This is a genomic window from Paenibacillus amylolyticus (assembly GCF_001570725.1).
In the GTDB taxonomy this organism is placed as follows: Bacteria; Bacillota; Bacilli; order Paenibacillales; family Paenibacillaceae; genus Paenibacillus; species Paenibacillus amylolyticus_A.
In genome coordinates, this window is sequence record NZ_BCNV01000007.1 from 127210 (window position 1) to 145474 (window position 18265).

Consider the following 18265-nt stretch of genomic DNA (forward strand, 5'->3'; position numbering starts at 1 on the left):
CAGATCGTATTTTAATTATACATAATTAGGAGTGTGAGTAGTTTGTGGTATGGTGTAGGTTGTTTGGGTATGATCATTTTTGGATCAATTAGTTTACTAGGTATTTCCAATGATAGTAAATTTGTTTTTTGGTTTGGAGTAGTGGGGTTCGCCATATTCAACTTCGGGGCTCTTATTCTTGGTGAAGTTAGGAAGAGGAGATTTGCTGAAGATATGGATGGAGTAATGGATATGACTCTTAATCGTACAAGTCAATTCGCTGCTAGTCAGGAGTTCCGTTCCGTAGATTTAGAGAGTATGATTGCAATTGACGAAATGAAGCAGCAAGTATGTTTTATGTATAACACACATGATAACCAAGGGGTTGAACTCTCTCGTACTCTCTCCAAGTTTAATTATGAAACGAAAATATTTCACTATGAAGATATACTCCAGTCCGAGATTATTATTGATGGAGTAACTCACACCAAAACCTCAAGATCTAGCCAAGTCGGTGGTGCCATGATTGGGAGCCTAGTTGGCGGAAACGTTGGTGCGATCATCGGTGGTCTCAGTGCACTTCAAACTTCTCAAACCCATGTTAGATCAATACAATTACAGGTTGTTGTTAATGATCCTCAAAGATCATTTTATAGGATTAACTTTGCTTTGTTCGAACAACCTGTCGCTAAGAATTCTTCTTCATTTATAATAGCAAACGACAAAGCTACTCATTGGCATAACCTTCTTAGTTACCTCATTAAAACAGTGGATCAAGAAGAACAAACTACACTTATTGAATCTAGAAAAGAAGAAGAAAAAATATTTGCTCACTCTTCTGTAGCAGATGAATTATTAAAACTATCGGATCTACTTGAAAAGAAGCTCATTAGTATAGAAGAATACAACCATTTAAAGAATAAACTATTAAATTAGATTAAAAATCAGTATGTGAATAAAAACATGGAGTACTTTCTATTGCCTCTGAATGGCAGAAGTACTCCACTTTTGGTGCAAAGCATATCTTGATCAAAAGTCACTCTTACTCTTCATTCGTACCTTGGATTCAAAGCATCTCTCCAAACTTCATCATCCACGAAATCAACCTTTTTTTCACTAAAATAAGCTCGAGTCTCTTGCTCCAGATCATTCAAGATTTGGGGCCAATCCTTCTCGTTAATTTCCTGGGATTCAAAGTCCCCAACAATATTCAGCCATCGATGATTTAACTGCTGATACTCCTCAATCCGGGCTCTAAGTTCATTTGTTACAGGATAACTGGTTATGTCCAGTCTCTCGAACGTCATTCGCATACGGTGAAGCGTAGGTGGCATTACATCATCTAGACCTAGATCGTTCGTGAATAAAGCTGCGGGTTTTACCAGCCAATTGGCTTCTTCACTGAAAGTTAGATTCGTCAAGTTATACTTATTTATAATCTGCGTCATATCTTTAAAGTTGTAATAGAGCTGGCTGGCTTGTTCTCCATCCTCAACCATCTCGTTTGTTATTTTGTCATTCTTAAGTATTTGGTCAAATAAAATATCATTATTTATAATCGCACTTTTCATCATGGCGAGCTGTTCTCCTAGAATTTTATAGTAAGAAGCACCTCTACGTTTGTATGGTAGAAGTGCGCCTTTATGCATTATTTATCTGTAATTCAGTTGTGAGGTTTCGTAAAAACCGAATACTCGATATTCTCAAGGAGTTCTCCGTAATGCGTTTGGAGTAACTCAAGGTATGTTCCGTTGAACGTATACTTTCCGTTTCTAAAGAAAAATATCTCTTCTCCAGAAGTGTGATAGAATACGCCATCTACTTTGAGTGACTCTAATATAGCGAAAGAAATTTCATACATTGTTTTATACCATAATTCATATTCCTGGTTATTCTCCAATTCATAAGAAATCGTTTGTTGATAAATAAAATCCTCTTCTTGAAACATCGTTTCATAAGATGCTGCTGGATGACCAGGCGGAAAATTATTATCATAAGCAGTTATTTTCAAACCACCGCTTAGATCAAACTCATGAATGAACAATGCATTCTGTTGTCGGTTCATATAATTCACTTCAAAATTCTTACTTTCAATTAATCTTTTCAACCATAACGCATCTTGTTTTCCATTCAACTTCAGTGCATATTCCATAGACTTGTGTCTCCTCTACTTTAAGGGAATACCGATATGATCTTACCGTCCTTTTTGATTGCGATAACTTCTTCTAAACCTTGGATTTCCCATTCTTTAAATTGCTTAAGCAACGCAGAATCATCTCCAGACCACTTTGTTAAATTAATCACCACATTCTTGGTCTGTTGTTTAATCACTACCTTTTCCTGGACCTCACTCCAAATACCTCTAATACCTTTATTTTCAGTTGGTGCATAACAGTCAAATATACGCCCTTCAATTCTAAAATCGGGATCTCTTTTTGAATCAATTCCATCACTATCTAGAACTTTAGGGTTCTGTTCAATCCGATATCCACTTCTCGCCAATTGATCAGCAGCATCATTTTCTAATTCTAAAGACTGTTTAGTCGCCTTATCCGCATTATTCGGAATTTTTGTTCTCGCTCCACTTGGTAAGGCTTCTGGATTAGGCGTTCCACTAGGTTTTATTAGATCTCTGGGACTGCCAATTCCCTTTCCAGGCTCCTTTTTATCTCCCACAGATCCACCCGACCCAATGTCGTCCTTCGAACGAAAAGCTTTGCCAAACAAAACATACGCCAGGGCCTGTCCTGTCATCGCTCCACCGTAATACCCTGCACCACTCTCATCGATCTGTTTCTTCTGCTCTTCTACAAATTGCTCTATATCAGACCTCGCTGTTCCAGTACCCCAAGCAGTATCCCATGCAAACTGAATACCTCGCCCAACGTCCACAACTTTGCCCACGGTCATTGCATATGCCACACTACTTAATGTACTGAACGGGTTAGAGAAGAAAGCTTCTGCCGTCTGGCCCATTCCCGTTATTGTTTCTCCAATGGATTTATCAAGCAGCCCTACAGCGAAATTTCGCTTTAGTTCTTCTGGAATGTACAGCGCGACCTCACCTGAGCCGTCCGTTGTTCTGAAGTTCCTCGCGATAAACGTAAACTCATTCTGGATTTTGTCCAACAGCCCGAGTGTAGTCGGGAACACTTCTTTCACCTGCATAAAATCCCAGAAGAAACGCTCTCCTGTCACACCAGACCAATCGGATTGCAACAAATAAATCGATTTCTCCAGTTCTCTAACTATTCGATCGAGTTCCAACTTCTTCTGCTGAACCAATCGAGCTTTTTCGTCCAACACATCGGGATGTACCTGAATACGTTGCATACCATCTTCACCGCCAACCTGACCATAGTAGTTATACCTAAATTTTAACAAGTGAAGAGTTTGATTGGAATCAAACGGAGGATTCATTTTCTCGTTAAAGATTCAGTAGTCAGGGAACATTCATTAGCCAAATATTTTGCATATTCGTGCATGTTTTTCGTCTACCTTCTTCTCATACGTTGTCGATCTAACTGAGCTCTAAGGTATAATAAATGACATACTTTTATATACACCCTCATTCTACAGGAACAATTGATCCAATTCGAAGGAGGCTTATCCATGCAAATAGAACGACTTGATCATCTCGTGTTAACCGTAGAGAATCTGGAAGCAACCCTTTCATTTTATACCAACATATTAGGTATGAAGGTAGTCGAATTCGGCCAAGGCCGAAAAGCATTACAGTTTAGACAGCAGAAAATCAATTTGCATGAACGCGGAAAAGAGTTTGAACCGAAAGCTCATACCCCTACGCCGGGTTCGGCAGATCTTTGTTTTCTGGTCAGCACACCTCTAGAAGAAGTGATTCTCCATCTCTCACAACATCATACGAAAATCGAAGAAGGTCCAGTGGAACGTACCGGTGCGCTGGGTCCCATTCGTTCGGTGTATATACGTGATCCTGACGGAAACCTGATTGAGCTGTCCAATGCTTTGTACAGTTAATCCCATGATTTTTCACCTTTATATGGTCGCAAAAAAACCTGCAAAGTCTCGGCTTCGCAGGTTTTTGTGTCTTCATAAACTACCAGATGATTAATTAATACATCGAATCTGTAGCTACTCCACTAACACCTTGAGGATGAAAAGGACCCGTGCATCCCTCTCGCCATTAGTGAAGCTTCATTATTTCTCGAATCGGAACCAGCCGAAGTCAAACTGACTGCCTGGCAGGAAGATAAAGCTTACTTTCTGCTCACCTTTCACCTGCTCAAGCTCAAACACCCGCTCCTCATATCCACCCGACTGTGTGAACTCAACCAACTGGTTGCTCTGTCCGTCCTCACCTGCGAAGCGAATATGAATCGTATTCTTATCAATCGGTGAATGGCCATAGATCACGAGCTTCGACGTGCCTTCTGCCGTAAAGTCCATATTTTCAAATTCCAGTGATACATTGTTCCCGATACCTTCTACTCGATCATCTTCAATTTTAAACGTATCTCCATAGAGATGGTCACAGGATGCAGCGGCATTCTGTTCAAAGGCCCGACTCTGGCGCTCAAAGGAGAATCCTTTAATATGAATCTTCTGCTTCAGCACAAAACAGATCGATGTAATCCCGCTAAGGCGTTTGGACAGATGATATGTCTCTTCCTGGTACACATTCCAGATAGACTCTTTGTCATATACCACATCCGCGATCATCGTACTTCCCTCTTCATCCGGCATACCTTCCCAGATCTGAATGAAGTAATCCTCAGTGGATAACGTAAAGATCGGAATGGTAATCGTATCGGAGCCGTATGGTCCGAAGTCAATATTACGGAAGCCTACATGTGTCTCTCCATCGCGACTTGTCGCTACCCCACGTTCGTTGCCGTTACCAACTTCACCTTTGGTGTAATCGTACAGTCCGCCCGTGATGAAGCCGTATGGATCTTTGTAGGCTGTACCGAGACCATCCGCCTTGAACTCCAGCTGGGAGATGAGTTTCGTTTTATCCGTACCGTTGGTGCTGGTCGCGCGAACCCGGAACTCCCCGTCACCTATAGCCGATACCTTCACCGCATGCTGATGCTCGCCGTTGTCTCCCGTTTCCGCTTGAACAGCTTCCACTTTGGCAATGTTGGACTCGATCCCCGCATCATTCACAACAGCCCACTCGATGTCGCGATAGGAAGTGTTCTCCGGATACAGTTTGGCGGTTACAGTCAGCTCCGGGTTGGACGGATCGAGCAACTGTCCTGCACTACTGATGATCTCGATTTTCCGCAAAGGAATCTCCTGAGCATTTCCCGTCAGCACCGGACGTTCTTCATTGTTCATGAAGACAGGTTGCACTTGTTTCTCACCATCAAGTTCTGCATCCACAATATGCGATTTGAACTCAGCTACAGCCCCTTCCAACCCTTCGGAAGAAACTTCAATCCGGACCGTTCCAGGTTCATTTGTCGCTCCTATGATCGCCATCAGTTTGCCGCTGAACAGTCTTCTGCTCAACCCTTTGTATGGATCATAGTCCGTGCTATCCCCGTTATCCAGACCCAGCAGTCGTCCTGCACCACTCACCTGAACTTGCACGCGATTATTCGCATTGTGAACCGGATTACCCGCTTCATCTTCCACATCAATTTCTACAAAAATCAGGTCTGTACCATTCGCTTGCAACTGCTCCCGATCCGCTTGCAGACGAATCTTCTTCGCATCCGTATAGGATCTTTGCACATCGGTTGCTATGATCTGACCGTTCTCATCATAAGCGATCGCTTTCAGCTCGCCCTCTTCGTACGGCACTTTCCACCAGCCTGACAGCTGTGTTCCATTGGCATGATCGATATCGTACGTGCCAATGGTCTTACCGTTGAGTTGCAGCTCAATCTTCGGCGCGTTGCTGCACACGCGTACATCAATGATCTGACCCGGGCTGAAATCCCAATACGGGAACAGGTGAACCATCGGGCTTTTCTTATAATCCGTCCAAGCCGCTTGGTAAATGAAATAAGAGTCTTTCGGGAACGTTGCTGTATCCAGCTGTCCAAAATACGAATTCTTCGTATGATACGGTGTCGGCTCTCCAATATAATCGAATCCAGTCCACAGGAATTGACCCAATGAGTAAGGACGATCCCGCTCTGCCAAAATGCAGTATTCTGCCGACTTCGCGCCCCAGCTCGTCGTACTGTTACCCAAAGCCGAACACTGCTCGTCATCATCTGCTAGAATCGGCTGTTCGAGCGGGAAGTGATAGATGCCACGACTCTGTACTACGGAAGACGTCTCACTACCATAGATGATCCAGTCCGGATGCTCTTCATGATGTTTGTCGTAATATTTTTCCGCATAGTTGTAACCTGCCAGCTTCACGATATCCGCGCATTTTTGTGCATTTTCCCATGGCATATAGTTGGAACCAATCGTCACGCCTGCATTGCCTTTTGGATCAAATTCCAGCACATAATCCATCAGCATCCGAGTAACTTCCTGTCCACGCTCATCCGCATGGGTATCGTAAATTTCGTTCCCGATACTCCACATGATCAGGCTGGCATGGTTACGGTCGCGCTTCACCCAACTCTTCACATCCGTATGCACCCACTCCGGGAAAAATCTCGCATAGTCGTATGGCGTTTTGGCACGTTCCCACATATCAAAGGCTTCAGACACCACCAGCATACCCATCTCATCAGCAAGTTCCATGAACTCTTTGGCAGGCATATCATGCGCAGTCCGGATGGCGTTAACGCCCATTTCTTTGAGCAAAACAAATCTTCTACGCAATGCCGTCAGGTTAAACGCAGCTCCCAGTGCCCCGAGATCGTGGTGTTCGCACACACCATTCATCTTCGTGTGGACTCCATTCAGATAGAAACCTTCACTAGGATCCAGCTTAACGTCCTTAAATCCAATACGTTGGGTTACGGTTTCAATGATCTCCTCACTTTGATCATCCGAGATCAGTCTCAGTTCGGTGACCAGTTCATACAGATGCGGTGCATCCGGGCTCCACAAGTCGGGATTCTCCACACTGATCTGTTGGCTATCTGTCGATACAGCCGCATTCTCACCCACCGAAGCCGAAACATTCGCTTGGCTGGATGCCACCATCTGACCGTCATACAGAATCGTATGCACCAACTCTGCTTGCTGATTCTGTTCCAGGTTCAATTCCGTATCCACTTCTACCTGCCAGCCATCCGGCTGTTGCTTGATGGATACATACGTTCCATCCGTGACGATATGGTTACGATCTCTCGTCTTCAGCCACACATGGCGATAGATTCCGGCACCGGAATACCATCTGCTGTTCGGGCTCTGATGCACCACTTTGACCACAATCTCATTGACGCCTTCCACCAGTGCATTCGTGATCTCATGTTCAAAAGCAGAATAGCCATACTTCCACTCTCCAACCAGCTGCCCGTTCACATACACCGAAGAATCCATGTATACGCCATCAAAACAAAGCAAAAGCTGCTGCTCATCCTTCGTGTAATGGAACGTCTTGCGGTACCATCCAATGCTGTCTTCATACAGTTCAAGCGTATTATATATCAGCCAATCATGGGGAAGCTCTACAGGTTCAAATACCAGACCCGCAGGTTCCGTAACATCCAGCTTGCTTTTCGCAAATTGCCATCCATCATTAAAAAGCCTCTTCTGATTCATGGTAGATTCTCACTTTCTTCAAGTAAATTATGATTACGGTTTCAACAGTAGCTATCGCTTTTTCCGAAAACCTTTTCGGTAATACACAAGTATGACTATAACACATAACCCGATTATACCATCAGTCTCTTTCCTGTACCTTCATTTCATAAGATTTTTTAGCCAGAATGATGAACGTTTTATCCCTCCAGGCATTTCAACTCTCAATGATAACAAGCCAAAAAGGCAACCCATCCAACGGGTCACCTTCTATATCTATCCTATAGCACGCCACTTCTTCTCTATACACTCCTACACCAACACTACTCAACCTCTATCTCTTGTAAAAAGGGTTCCACCCTTTGCCTTTGCCCGATGGCATCGCGCCAGGCACCCCATCCGCTTCAAGCAGCGGACGGACAACTAACTTCACGGGCCACTCCTCGCTCTCGAATACCGCATGAGCGATCGCGGCCCGGTCAGAATCGGGAAGCTGCACTTGTTGCAGCGCTTCCTTCCAAGCCTGCTCCGTGATCTCCCATAACTTCGTTTCCGGGATGTGATACACCTCGCTCAAAGACTCCATGATCGCAGCCAGATTCACCTGCGTCCCCAAAGACTGCACATAGAAGATCAACTTCTGGACCGTCTCGTTATACAGGCTGTTTGAGTAGCCTGGGCGAATATGATAAGCAGGGTCTGCGATCCCATGCTTGTCCAGATAAGGCTGATGCAGACGTACGGAATCATGATCGCGGAACAAAAGACCTTTTACCTCATTATCCTTTAACACCAGACAACAGTTCTGACCATGAATCTCAGGTACAACGCCCACCTTGAACAGACGCATCACGATATCATAAAACGTTATAGCTATGCTGGTATAGAACTCGAGAACATCCGTGTTGCTCAGGTTTTCCCCCAGAATTTCCGTTAATAGATGATGCCCTTCCAGATTCACACCCAGTGCGGCCATTGGGATTACTTTGTAATCTTCACCCAATAACTCAGAGGGATACACACGAATCTGTGCAGCCAGATGCCGGGGATGATCATCGAACAGTCCCATGGATTCTGGCATAAAGCCCCACCAGTTCTGCTCTTCACACATATACACCTTGTCCTTCAACGTCTCGTCACAAGCAACGGCCTGTCGTAGCATCCGTTCTCCAACAAGACCATTCAGCAGCTTGACCACCGGAAGATAGCGAGCAGCCCCCAGTGACAGCACACTAACCGGTAGCTTGAGCATCAGATTAGATTCTGTTGATGGAGCCATCGAGCGCAGAGAGGATGTTGCCTGTACGTCGCCCACTTCTACATCCAATACGACTATGCTGCCTTCTTCGATCTCCCCAGTGAAACGAGGCAGAATCACATGCTGCAATTGCCACGGATGTACAGGCATCGGCAGATATTCTTCCAACGTGATTCCTTTACGGGCAAACTCGGCTTCCACCACTCCGCGCTGAGCATCGTCTAACACGTCCAAAATGGAGAGCCCCTCTTCACAACCTTGTTGCACGGCATCCAGCCGTATAGCCACCCAGCGCAGCGAAATCGCCTTCCCGAATTCCGCTGCATAGCGTGTTACATCTTCTGCATTGAATCCCACCTTGGCTTTGGACGATGGGTGAAATGGACGATCCCGCAATGCCGCAACGCGCTCACCCTTGATAAACCACTCATAAGCAGACGCCGGTACGTTGGCGGACAGATACTGGACTTGTTCCCAGCCCAGAGCAAACTGCTCCACAGCAATGTCCAGACTAGCAAGAAACTCTGCCACTCCGGGCTGCACATAAGCCTCATCCGACAAAGCCTTCTGTAACACGGCACGTCCAACCTCTACCGGAGAATCAAGGAGAACCCAGCTTCCATCTGCTTTCTCCTCATAGATCGGTGAACCCTGAACCCATTGAGTCCCTTGTCTTACTCCTGTCTCAACCAGACACAGTACACCTTGAGTGTGCAATCTATAGCGAGAAGCTACATTCTGATTCTCTTCACCGTCATATTCCTTATACAATCGACGGAAAGGTGCTGATGCCGCGGCAAAATTAATGAACGAATAACCTTCCAGTGGAAGCAATTGCTCCGACAAGAATGAATTCATCAGATCCGCCATAATCCGGCGTTCAGCGGCTTGCAGACTGGAACGCTTCATCAGTGTTGACATGATCATTGTCCTCCGTTAGATAATGGAATGCCGGGTGCGGATGCCCCAGAAAATCATGATGCGAGATGGTCCAACAATAAGCTCCAGACTTTTCAAATACAACAATGTCTCCTACCCGTAGCAGCGCTACCTCCGCATCAGAATGCATGCGATCCTTGGGTGTGCATAGCTCACCTACAATATGAACACGACGATCTCTTACCTCTGGACGGACAAACGAGTGCTTCCAACGATCGGTCGCCATAATCTGAAACGGATGGTTATGTCCCCATGAAGCAGGCAGACGATTATGGTGCGTACCTCCCCTTAACACGGCAAAATACTGATCATGAGAGGTTTTGATATCCGTAACCTCTGCGGCATAATACCCGTGGTCTGCTACCAGCAGTCGACCCGATTCAAAATACAGCTGACCTCCGCGTGAAGCAAGGCGCTGTCTGGCTTCACTTTGCTCCAGCAGGGAAGTGAACAAGGGCCAGTCGAATCCGGGGCTTCCATCATACGTAACACCGAACCCTCCTCCTGCATTCACCACTTCCACAGGAAGATCATACTGCTGCTGCCACTGCTCCACCTTTTGCAAATACAGCTCGATCATCTCAGCATGCAGCCTGGCGTCCATATTGTTAGATAAGGAGTGAAAGTGGAACCCGCTTAACCGAACCACATCCGCGCCTTCCACACGAATGAGTTCTACGGCTTCTTCCACTGCCTCTTCATCGATGCCAAAAGGACTCGGCCCACCGCCCATAACAATCTTCGTCCGAGGTAATGTACTGCTTCGCAGGTTTATTCGGAGCAGAATGCGAACCTCCTGCGCTTGCATCCGTTCCTCGCGGTACGCTTGCATATATCCCTGCTCCGATTTCCGGTTCCATTCTTGCTTTTGCTTGCTCCCCTCTACCTGAACATGCTCATGCTCCATCTCACGCTCTTTCGCAATCGCAATGATGCGCCGCAGCTCCAGTAGACTCTCCACATGGATGTAGCTCACGCCATTCTCAATGGCTAGCCGCAGTTCGCTCTCTTTCTTACCCGGACCTCCGAACAAAATTGGAACCTCTTGGCTTACAGCTCTAACCTTGAGCAGTTCTCCAATCGAAGCCACTTCAAAGCCCTTCACCAATGGAAGCAACGCCTCAATGATTCGCGGATCTGGATTCGCCTTAATGGCGTAGAATAATTCTGTGTTTCCGGGCATGCTGCCCAGCATCTGACCTACCTGTTCCTGAATGCCGGCCAGATCGTAAACATACGCACATACCGGGTCTTCCAATCCGCGTTGTAGTTCATTAATCGCCTGCCATACACTAGGTTTCATATCTGCCCACCCGCATTCCTGTAGTCATTCCGTTTTTGGGCATACGCCCGAAACGCCGTATTCCGATCATCACCCAGCACGTATATATGTACTCCCCGCTCACCCCAGAGCGATATGTCTTCCACGCCTCTCGTGACCGTAGCATAAGGTACTTCGCACTTCTGCGCGGTAGCATGCAATTCATCCAGTGCACGTCTCACTTCCGGATGCTCTGTCTGCCATGGTACGCCGAGGGATTGCGACAGATCCGCCGCGCCTTCCAATACAAAGCTCACCTGAGGGTGAGACAGAATCTGTGCACTTTGCCGCACGCCCTCCGCACTTTCGATCATGGGTACAACCATCACCTGTTGGTTCGCTTCCCCAATGTATCCCGTGAGCGGATATTTACCGAATACGCCGGGACGACCACTATTCAAGCTGCGCATACCAACCGGATGATAGTAGGCGTGACGAACCGCTTCCTCCACCTGCTCCAGTCGTTCCACATGCGGAATAACGATCCCTTGTGCGCCGCAGTCCAGCACTTTAAGAATCTCCACTCGCTCTACTTTCGAGATACGTACCAGCGGGGTAAGGCCTACCAGTTCTGCTGCCCGGATCAACTCTTCCACCGTTTCCATCGATGTTGCGGCATGTTCCAGATCAATAATGACAAAATCATATTCCGCATGGCCGATCATCTCGATGATGACCGGGTGTGGTATGGATACAAAAAGGCCATAGACTGGCTGTTTGCGTGCAATCTTTTCCTTCAGCGTGTTAATCCTCATTCGACGATTCCCTTTAATTCGTGTGTTCTCTTTGATTCAAGTGCATCCTTTGATACCTTGAGTGGATTGCTCGCCTTACGGAAATATAACTCTCCATCCCCATACAGACGACGCTTGGTCATCTCTTCGATCAGTGCATCTTCGGCAAAAAGGTCAAATGCAACAAACCGCTCTGCGTATTCCGGGTGCTGCTTCTGATAATCCACAATTACACCTGCGCACAGCTGCCAGAACGCTTCCTCTGACAACCCAAACTTCTCAAGCGCTAACGCAATATCCGTCATGCAGATAAAAAAGAACGCATCATACGTATAGTCACGGACTTCCGACACATCTCCGGCATAGATGAAGGAATACCGATTGAACTTGCGATGGGTTTCCGGCTCGGGGTTCAGCCTCGGTGCCCGTTCCGGGTGTAACAGTTGATCTGGTACATAGCGAACGCCATCATGCAGATCCTTGATAATGATTCGTTTTGGCAGATCGTTTTCCAGTACCAAAATGATATTCTGAGCATGAGATTCCAGCGCAATCCCGTGTGCATAGAGTAAATGTATAATCGGCAGGGTAACCGTGCGAACAAGGGCCTCGCTCCACTTTTCCACACCATGTCGTTCTACAGCATCCTGGATAAACGGTACACCGTCCCGCTGCACCAACATCAGCGCATTCAGCGGCCACGCCGTCTCACCTTGCTTCAGGTGAACCGATACATTCTCCCGCCAGATCGCACCAAGTGTGCCGTAGGCCCGTCCATATTGAGTTACAGGCAACTCTTCATAACGGAACGACAGCCCCATGATTTCTTTCAAAATGCCAAACTGCACCTGCTGCAACAGCTCATCTTCACGAACAAGTTCATCCAGCCAATCGCTGATCAGTGGCGCGTTCTGGGTCGTATGCTGTGCCAGAATACGCGTGCTCGACGTGTTGGTGATGCTGAGGGCAAGCTTGATGTAAGGAGATTCCGGGTTCACTCTGTTAGACAGCGAACGGATCGATTGCTGTGCACGATAGGGCGAAGACGATGGACCAAGATACACAATGTCCCCATCCATAAGTTGACGGGCATATACCGTCTCCAACTGGTGCTCCCACTGCCATGGATGAACAGGAATGAACACATATGAATCATCAGTGACAGCACCTTCTTTCCCATCGCACTCCAGCATCTGATGGAATCGCTGTACGTCCTCTACGGTCAGATGCTGCCCCACCAATTCTTCAGAGGTATACCCTGTGGATACAGCGGTCTGAGCCAATTCTTTTTTCACAGCAACCCAGACTAATGTAACCTCCGTGTTAAACTCTGGGCCATAGGCGAGATTGTCTTTCAAAGAAAATCCCAACCTCGACTTATAGCTCGGGTGGTACAGATGCCCGTCGGTCATGTGACTTTCGAGCGCATCATAATGCCGATCCTCACTCGGAATGTTTAAGGGCAATATAGCTTGGCACTGGCTGTCCTTTGCCATCGTTTCGAGCAGTTCCTGGATAAAAGCCGTCACGTTTGCACCCTTCAAAGCGTTCAGCACGATTTCCTCCAGAAACAGATCCAAATCGGTGCAGTTGACGCCTTCCCTTTGAATCGTCCCCTTCTTCACCTTCACCCGGCCAAATGAAAACTTCCGCTCGGCTTCACACGTGTACGCCACAGAATCGCCGGAAGATGTAAGCCCCTCCGTTCGCCATTCGCTCCCACTTACATGACTGTCCAGAATGCCTTCGAACCACATCGCCTCCAGCGTCTGCCGCATGATCCGTTCCTGTACACCCACGTATACTGCTTCTGTCCTGCCGCCTGCTTCAGCCCTATATCCCACGACTCCCACGCACTTCACTCCCTATTCGTTTCATTACATTACTCACCGGCACGTAAGCCGGGGTCTGGCTGATCCCTCTTAGACAACTCACCAAATTTTGTTTGGCCAGGAATGCATCCGTCGTCAGCAGATGTCGCACATATTCATTGCCCGTTCGTTCCAATTCATCTACAAGTACCCCACGTACCTGCTTCCAGAAATGCTCCTCTGGGACGTTCACATCTCGCGCCATGGCATGAATCAGAGACCCCAGATGATTGACGATAAAATAGTACGATGTCCGCGCCCAGGCTTTCTCTCGCGAGTAAAATAATAAATCGGACACTGCACGTTCCTGCTCACTTATAAGTTCCTCATCCACACTGACCCCTTCCAGATCGCGGACGATAAAATCCACAGGTAGCCCATCCTCCAAGGTCACAAGGGTATTCTGCAAATGAGCTTCAAAATGAATGCCTTTCTCACCCGCCGCCCGCACAATCGGCAGCAGCGAACATGCCAGATAACGATCCAGCCAGCGCTCAGCTATGTCAAGGTCTCCGCCCAGCAACGTCATCAGTCGCGACCGCATCCCAGGAAGGGGTGCCTCAACCAGACTGGATAAGACATACGTATTCGCAGGGTCGAACTCAATGGGCCGATAAGCTATCGTAAACAGACTGGTTAACTCTTCATCATCAAAGGCACATGTCGCTACACCTGTCTCATACGCAATATGGGTGTTCGGTTCAGCATCGAAACAGTTATGCTGCCTGACGTATCTGGAGGCATCCAATGTTCTGCGCATCTGTTCAGCACTGTTGGTACGAATCATGTTGGTGATCTGCATGTTCAGTGACAGCTTGATATTGCAGTTCCATGCCGGAATATAAACTGTCCGGACCGAAGAAGTCGGATAGACGATGGGCCCCGCACTGCCAAGCAGAATTAATTTTTCATCTCGAATATAGTGCTGAACTTCGGACAGCTGTGATATGTACGCGTATTGCCATGGATGGATAGGCAGAAGCCCATACATACCACTCTTTTCTTTTAAAATCGGCTCCACATGGCTCCGCAGGAGATTATGCAAATCCATTACCGCCTCGTCATCCACCCATTCCTGCACATAGACATCCTGCCTCACGGCGATATAACAGAGTTGAAACGATGTCCGTAGCTCCGGACTGTACTTCTGCACATCCTGCTCGCTGAAGCCTTTGGAGTTCTTCGGAAACGGATGGAACGGATGACCATACAACAGTGACTGTTCAGATGTACAATAGTCGTGGATGTCCAGACCGGCTGCTTGTTCGATGTACAACGTGAGGTTAACCACACTGTTATCTACCTTTTGTGCAAAATCTCTGGCATACGCCAGCTCTACGCGATTCGTATTCTCACCCAATGGATGTACAATATCCACCTCGAGTGAGCTCTTCCTTTTCATCTCACTCTTCAGCATTCCATGTAGATCCGAACTCGCTCCCTGTGCCCGATCTCCACCTAGCTCACATGTGATCCAGCGAACCAGGTCGCGATAATGCACCGCTTCCCCGCCAGATTGCATACTGAGGTATTCATGCTCCCCCATGGCAGAGTAATAGGCCAGTTGTCCCGTCACCGTCACCCCGCTGGCTTGAAAAGCAACAGCGTACGTCAGCGTATTCGGATGGATCCGAATATCGCTTTCCTTCTCTAACGCAAGCTCACGGATGTAACAGTTCAGCAACAGCTTGCACGAATGTTCATGGGCCTGCTGCTCAGCCTCAGACCGGAGCTTGTTTTCCATCTCGAACAATGATGCCAACCTTCTTTCGGGTTATAAGTAAGACCAGGGGAAGTGTAAGCAGTATGGCGCAGCCTAGTCCGATACAGATCTCTTTGAGCGCTCCCCATTTGGCCATCTCCATGGACGTTCCTGCCCCGGCAAGCCATTGCCAACGCATGTCGTAATACAGGGTCATGCCCATCACCGCAAACGAAGAAACCAGACGCTCAATCGTGGTTGATAACACCGACCCTTCGTGCATGTCTTCGTCCGGTAAGGCTTGCAGACCAATCGCAGAGATGCTCATACCTGACAGGCCAACGCCTATTCCCCGGCACGCCATGAGCATCCCGATGATCCAGATCGATGCTCCCATGGGCAGAACTGCAAACGACAAGATCGATATCGATACCAGCAGCGTGCCCCATGCGATAAAATGCCTGGACCGACCGCGATCCAGCAAACTGCCGCCAATCCACATGAACAGACTTGTACAGATCGACAAGGGAATGAACAGCGCACCGGACAAGGCTGGCGACAGGTGGAAGACATCCTGGAACAACAACGGCAAGGCAAAGATCACGCCAAACATGACACAATCCTGAATGGTCGAGATCAGCACGGTCAGTGGAAAGACGGCATTACGCCGCAGCAACTGGTACCGGATCAGCGGTTCCTTGCGACCGTTCTCTGTCTGGACAAAACGAATGAGTAACACTACACCCAGCGCAATCAGCAGCCAAGGTACCCATACTGCTACGACAGGACTTGCGTACAACTGCACCCCCAGACTAAGGGCACCTACCGCACAGATTAGCAGCATGACACTGAATGGATGCCATTTTTTCCTGCGGGCAGGGATATAAGTTTGAATGACTCGGCCGCACCCGATAAAAGAAAACACAGCAAGCGGCACATTGAGCCAGAACAGCATTTCAAGCCTTCCGTACTGAATGATAAAACCACCCAGCGTTGGACCAGCAGCCGGAGCCAGCATAAGCAGCAAGCCCCACGCTCCGGTAATTCGCCCCCTTACCTCCGGTCCATATACATCAAACAGCAGCACAAGCGATAACGGAATCATCAGCCCGGCGGCAACCCCATGCATGAAACGGACCAGCAAGAGCACTTCGATGGAGTGATAAAACAACGCACCTGCCACCGAGAACAGTCCATAGATACTGATGCCCAACATATACGTCTGTTTACGGCCCAGTCGGTCCACGATCAGGGAAGCCAACGGCATCGTTAACGTCATGGCGAGCATATACAATGCGATGATCCATCCGCCTGCTGTCGTAGAGATCTGATAGTATTGCACAAAATAAGGCAGCAGCAGGTTAAATGCACTGTTGGTCAGCACCAGCGAAAAAGCACCGATCAGAATCGCGAGTAATACTGCATGTCTCTTCATCAGGGACAGCTTCAGCATGCGGCCGTTGCTAAGGTAATCGCTTCAGTTACCGATTTCTCAAAGATCGCGAGGATCGCGTTCGATTCCTGCTCTGTAATATTCAGCGGCGGCAGAAAACGAACAACAGCGGAATGACGCCCGCCCAGTTCCACAATCAAGCCATTCTTGAAGCATTCACGCTGAATTGACTCAGCCAGCGCACCATTGGGGAGATAATGTCCCAGACGATCCTTACGTCCTGTTGGATCAACCACTTCAACGCCAATCATCAGCCCTCTGCCCCGCACGTCACCAATCTCTGCATACCGTTCTTTCAATGCATTCAGTTGATTCATGAACTGCTCACTGCGTAGCTGCACGTTTTGTAGAATATCCTGTTCCCGGATATAGCGAAGTGTGGCAAGCCCCGCAGCCATAGCTAGCTGATTGCCACGGAACGTACCTGTGTGTGCACCAGGCTGCCATTGGTCCAGCTCTTCTTTGTAGATGACAACAGACATCGGCAGACTACCGCCAACCGCTTTGGAGCAGATGATTACATCGGGTATGATTCCGGCATGTTCAAATGAAAACATTCGCCCTGTCCGTCCGATGCCTGTCTGCACTTCGTCAATAATGAGCGGAATATTTCGCTCTGCTGTGATACGGCGTAACTCCTTGAGCCATTCGATATCCGCTGGAATCGCTCCGCCCTCTCCCTGTACCGTCTCCACAATGACCCCGCAGGGTGCCGCAATACCGCTCTCGCAATCATCGAGCAAATTCTCGATATACTGTGCGCTTAATTGGGCCGTCATGCCTTCACCAACACCAAATGGGCAACGGTATTCATAAGGAAACGGCAGGAAATGCACATCCGGCAGCAGGCTTTGCAGATGCTGTTTCTTGCTCAGATTGCCACTCATCGACATCGTCGCTTGGGTTGAACCGTGATAACCACCTTGAAAGGCAAGAATGGACTTGCCACCTGTGGCATGTTTGACCAGCTTAATGGCTGCTTCTACGGCATCCGCTCCGGTTGGACCACAGAACTGAATCTTGGCTTTATCTCGCATTTCTTCCGGAAGGATGGAGAATAGTTCTTGCATATATGAAAGCTTCAGCGGCGTTGCCAAATCCAGTGTATGTAGCGGAATCTGCTGATCCAGAACATCGCGAATGGCGTTGACCACCGTGTCATGGTTATGTCCCAGCGCCAATGTTCCTGCACCAGCCAGGCAGTCGTAGAATACGCGGCCTTCCGTATCGGTAATCTTCACCCCATGGGCCTTGCTAATGACAAGCGGGAAATGTCTGGGGTACGATCTTGCATTGGATTCCTTCTCATTTTGCATCTTCAGATATTCCGTCTGCACCTCTACTGACATAGCCCTATAACGCTCCTT

Annotated in this window: 13 protein-coding genes; 2 read left to right on the forward strand and 11 right to left on the reverse strand. The window is 47.9% G+C overall.

Annotated elements, in window-relative coordinates; all coding sequences use genetic code 11:
* Nucleotides 1-42: 42 nt before the first annotated feature.
* The gene (locus PAHA3_RS25410; protein ID WP_062837452.1) at nt 43-915 is read left to right on the forward strand and encodes an SHOCT domain-containing protein; all 873 of its coding nucleotides are present in this window, start codon (nt 43-45) and stop codon (nt 913-915) included.
* Nucleotides 916-1028: 113 nt separating this feature from the next.
* Here the strand turns inward: PAHA3_RS25410 and PAHA3_RS25415 are convergent, their stop codons facing one another.
* The 3 genes from PAHA3_RS25415 to PAHA3_RS25425 form a co-directional block, all read right to left on the reverse strand.
* The gene (locus PAHA3_RS25415) at nt 1029-1553 is read right to left on the reverse strand and encodes a hypothetical protein (RefSeq protein ID WP_062837453.1); all 525 of its coding nucleotides are present in this window, start codon (nt 1551-1553) and stop codon (nt 1029-1031) included.
* An 89-nt stretch (nt 1554-1642) separates the two neighbouring features.
* Nucleotides 1643-2131: a hypothetical protein gene (locus PAHA3_RS25420; protein WP_062837454.1), complete on the reverse strand. Its 489-nt coding sequence runs from the start codon at nt 2129-2131 to the stop codon at nt 1643-1645.
* Between the two features lie 20 nt (nt 2132-2151).
* A complete protein-coding gene (locus tag PAHA3_RS25425; protein ID WP_167350950.1) occupies nt 2152-3363 on the reverse strand; it encodes a WXG100 family type VII secretion target in 1212 nt (403 codons plus the stop codon).
* A gap of 228 nt (nt 3364-3591) precedes the next feature.
* Between PAHA3_RS25425 and PAHA3_RS25430 the strand changes: the two genes are divergently transcribed.
* Nucleotides 3592-3978: a VOC family protein gene (locus PAHA3_RS25430; protein WP_062837456.1), complete on the forward strand. Its 387-nt coding sequence runs from the start codon at nt 3592-3594 to the stop codon at nt 3976-3978.
* Between the two features lie 180 nt (nt 3979-4158).
* Here the strand turns inward: PAHA3_RS25430 and PAHA3_RS25435 are convergent, their stop codons facing one another.
* From PAHA3_RS25435 to PAHA3_RS25470, 8 genes are all read right to left on the reverse strand, one after another.
* Nucleotides 4159-7641, reverse strand: coding sequence for a glycoside hydrolase family 2 TIM barrel-domain containing protein (locus tag PAHA3_RS25435; protein ID WP_062837457.1), 3483 nt, complete (start codon nt 7639-7641; stop codon nt 4159-4161).
* A gap of 313 nt (nt 7642-7954) precedes the next feature.
* Nucleotides 7955-9799, reverse strand: a complete 1845-nt coding sequence (locus PAHA3_RS25440) for an IucA/IucC family protein (protein ID WP_062837458.1) — start codon at nt 9797-9799, stop codon at nt 7955-7957.
* Nucleotides 9759-11120: a type III PLP-dependent enzyme gene (locus PAHA3_RS25445; protein ID WP_062837459.1), complete on the reverse strand. Its 1362-nt coding sequence runs from the start codon at nt 11118-11120 to the stop codon at nt 9759-9761. The genes PAHA3_RS25440 and PAHA3_RS25445 overlap by 41 nt, the downstream gene beginning before the upstream one ends.
* Nucleotides 11117-11893 carry an HpcH/HpaI aldolase family protein gene (locus PAHA3_RS25450; protein WP_062837460.1) on the reverse strand — a complete coding sequence of 259 codons (777 nt, stop codon included), beginning with the start codon at nt 11891-11893 and terminating at the stop codon, nt 11117-11119. Before PAHA3_RS25450 ends, PAHA3_RS25445 begins: the two co-directional genes overlap by 4 nt.
* Nucleotides 11890-13725, reverse strand: a complete 1836-nt coding sequence (locus PAHA3_RS25455) for an IucA/IucC family protein (RefSeq protein ID WP_062837461.1) — start codon at nt 13723-13725, stop codon at nt 11890-11892. Before PAHA3_RS25455 ends, PAHA3_RS25450 begins: the two co-directional genes overlap by 4 nt.
* Nucleotides 13706-15487 (reverse strand): IucA/IucC family protein, encoded by a 1782-nt coding sequence (locus PAHA3_RS25460; RefSeq protein WP_235599566.1) that lies wholly within the window; start codon nt 15485-15487, stop codon nt 13706-13708. Before PAHA3_RS25460 ends, PAHA3_RS25455 begins: the two co-directional genes overlap by 20 nt.
* Nucleotides 15465-16898, reverse strand: coding sequence for an MFS transporter (locus PAHA3_RS25465; RefSeq protein WP_082763004.1), 1434 nt, complete (start codon nt 16896-16898; stop codon nt 15465-15467). Before PAHA3_RS25465 ends, PAHA3_RS25460 begins: the two co-directional genes overlap by 23 nt.
* Nucleotides 16892-18247 (reverse strand): diaminobutyrate--2-oxoglutarate transaminase, encoded by a 1356-nt coding sequence (locus tag PAHA3_RS25470; RefSeq protein WP_062837463.1) that lies wholly within the window; start codon nt 18245-18247, stop codon nt 16892-16894. Before PAHA3_RS25470 ends, PAHA3_RS25465 begins: the two co-directional genes overlap by 7 nt.
* Nucleotides 18248-18265 lie beyond the last annotated feature (18 nt).

What these genes read in the sequence shown, in the direction of transcription:
- PAHA3_RS25440 (WP_062837458.1), bottom strand. Translation starts at nt 9,799, where the DNA reads ATGTCAACACTGATGAAGCGTTCCAGTCTGCAAGCCGCTGAACGCCGG.
- PAHA3_RS25450 (WP_062837460.1), bottom strand. Translation starts at nt 11,893, where the DNA reads ATGAGGATTAACACGCTGAAGGAAAAGATTGCACGCAAACAGCCAGTC.
- PAHA3_RS25470 (WP_062837463.1), bottom strand. Translation starts at nt 18,247, where the DNA reads ATGTCAGTAGAGGTGCAGACGGAATATCTGAAGATGCAAAATGAGAAG.
- PAHA3_RS25430 (WP_062837456.1), top strand. Translation starts at nt 3,592, where the DNA reads ATGCAAATAGAACGACTTGATCATCTCGTGTTAACCGTAGAGAATCTG.
- PAHA3_RS25435 (WP_062837457.1), bottom strand. Translation starts at nt 7,641, where the DNA reads ATGAATCAGAAGAGGCTTTTTAATGATGGATGGCAATTTGCGAAAAGC.
- PAHA3_RS25415 (WP_062837453.1), bottom strand. Translation starts at nt 1,553, where the DNA reads ATGATGAAAAGTGCGATTATAAATAATGATATTTTATTTGACCAAATA.
- PAHA3_RS25445 (WP_062837459.1), bottom strand. Translation starts at nt 11,120, where the DNA reads ATGAAACCTAGTGTATGGCAGGCGATTAATGAACTACAACGCGGATTG.
- PAHA3_RS25465 (WP_082763004.1), bottom strand. Translation starts at nt 16,898, where the DNA reads ATGCTGAAGCTGTCCCTGATGAAGAGACATGCAGTATTACTCGCGATT.
- PAHA3_RS25420 (WP_062837454.1), bottom strand. Translation starts at nt 2,131, where the DNA reads ATGGAATATGCACTGAAGTTGAATGGAAAACAAGATGCGTTATGGTTG.
- PAHA3_RS25460 (WP_235599566.1), bottom strand. Translation starts at nt 15,487, where the DNA reads ATGGAAAACAAGCTCCGGTCTGAGGCTGAGCAGCAGGCCCATGAACAT.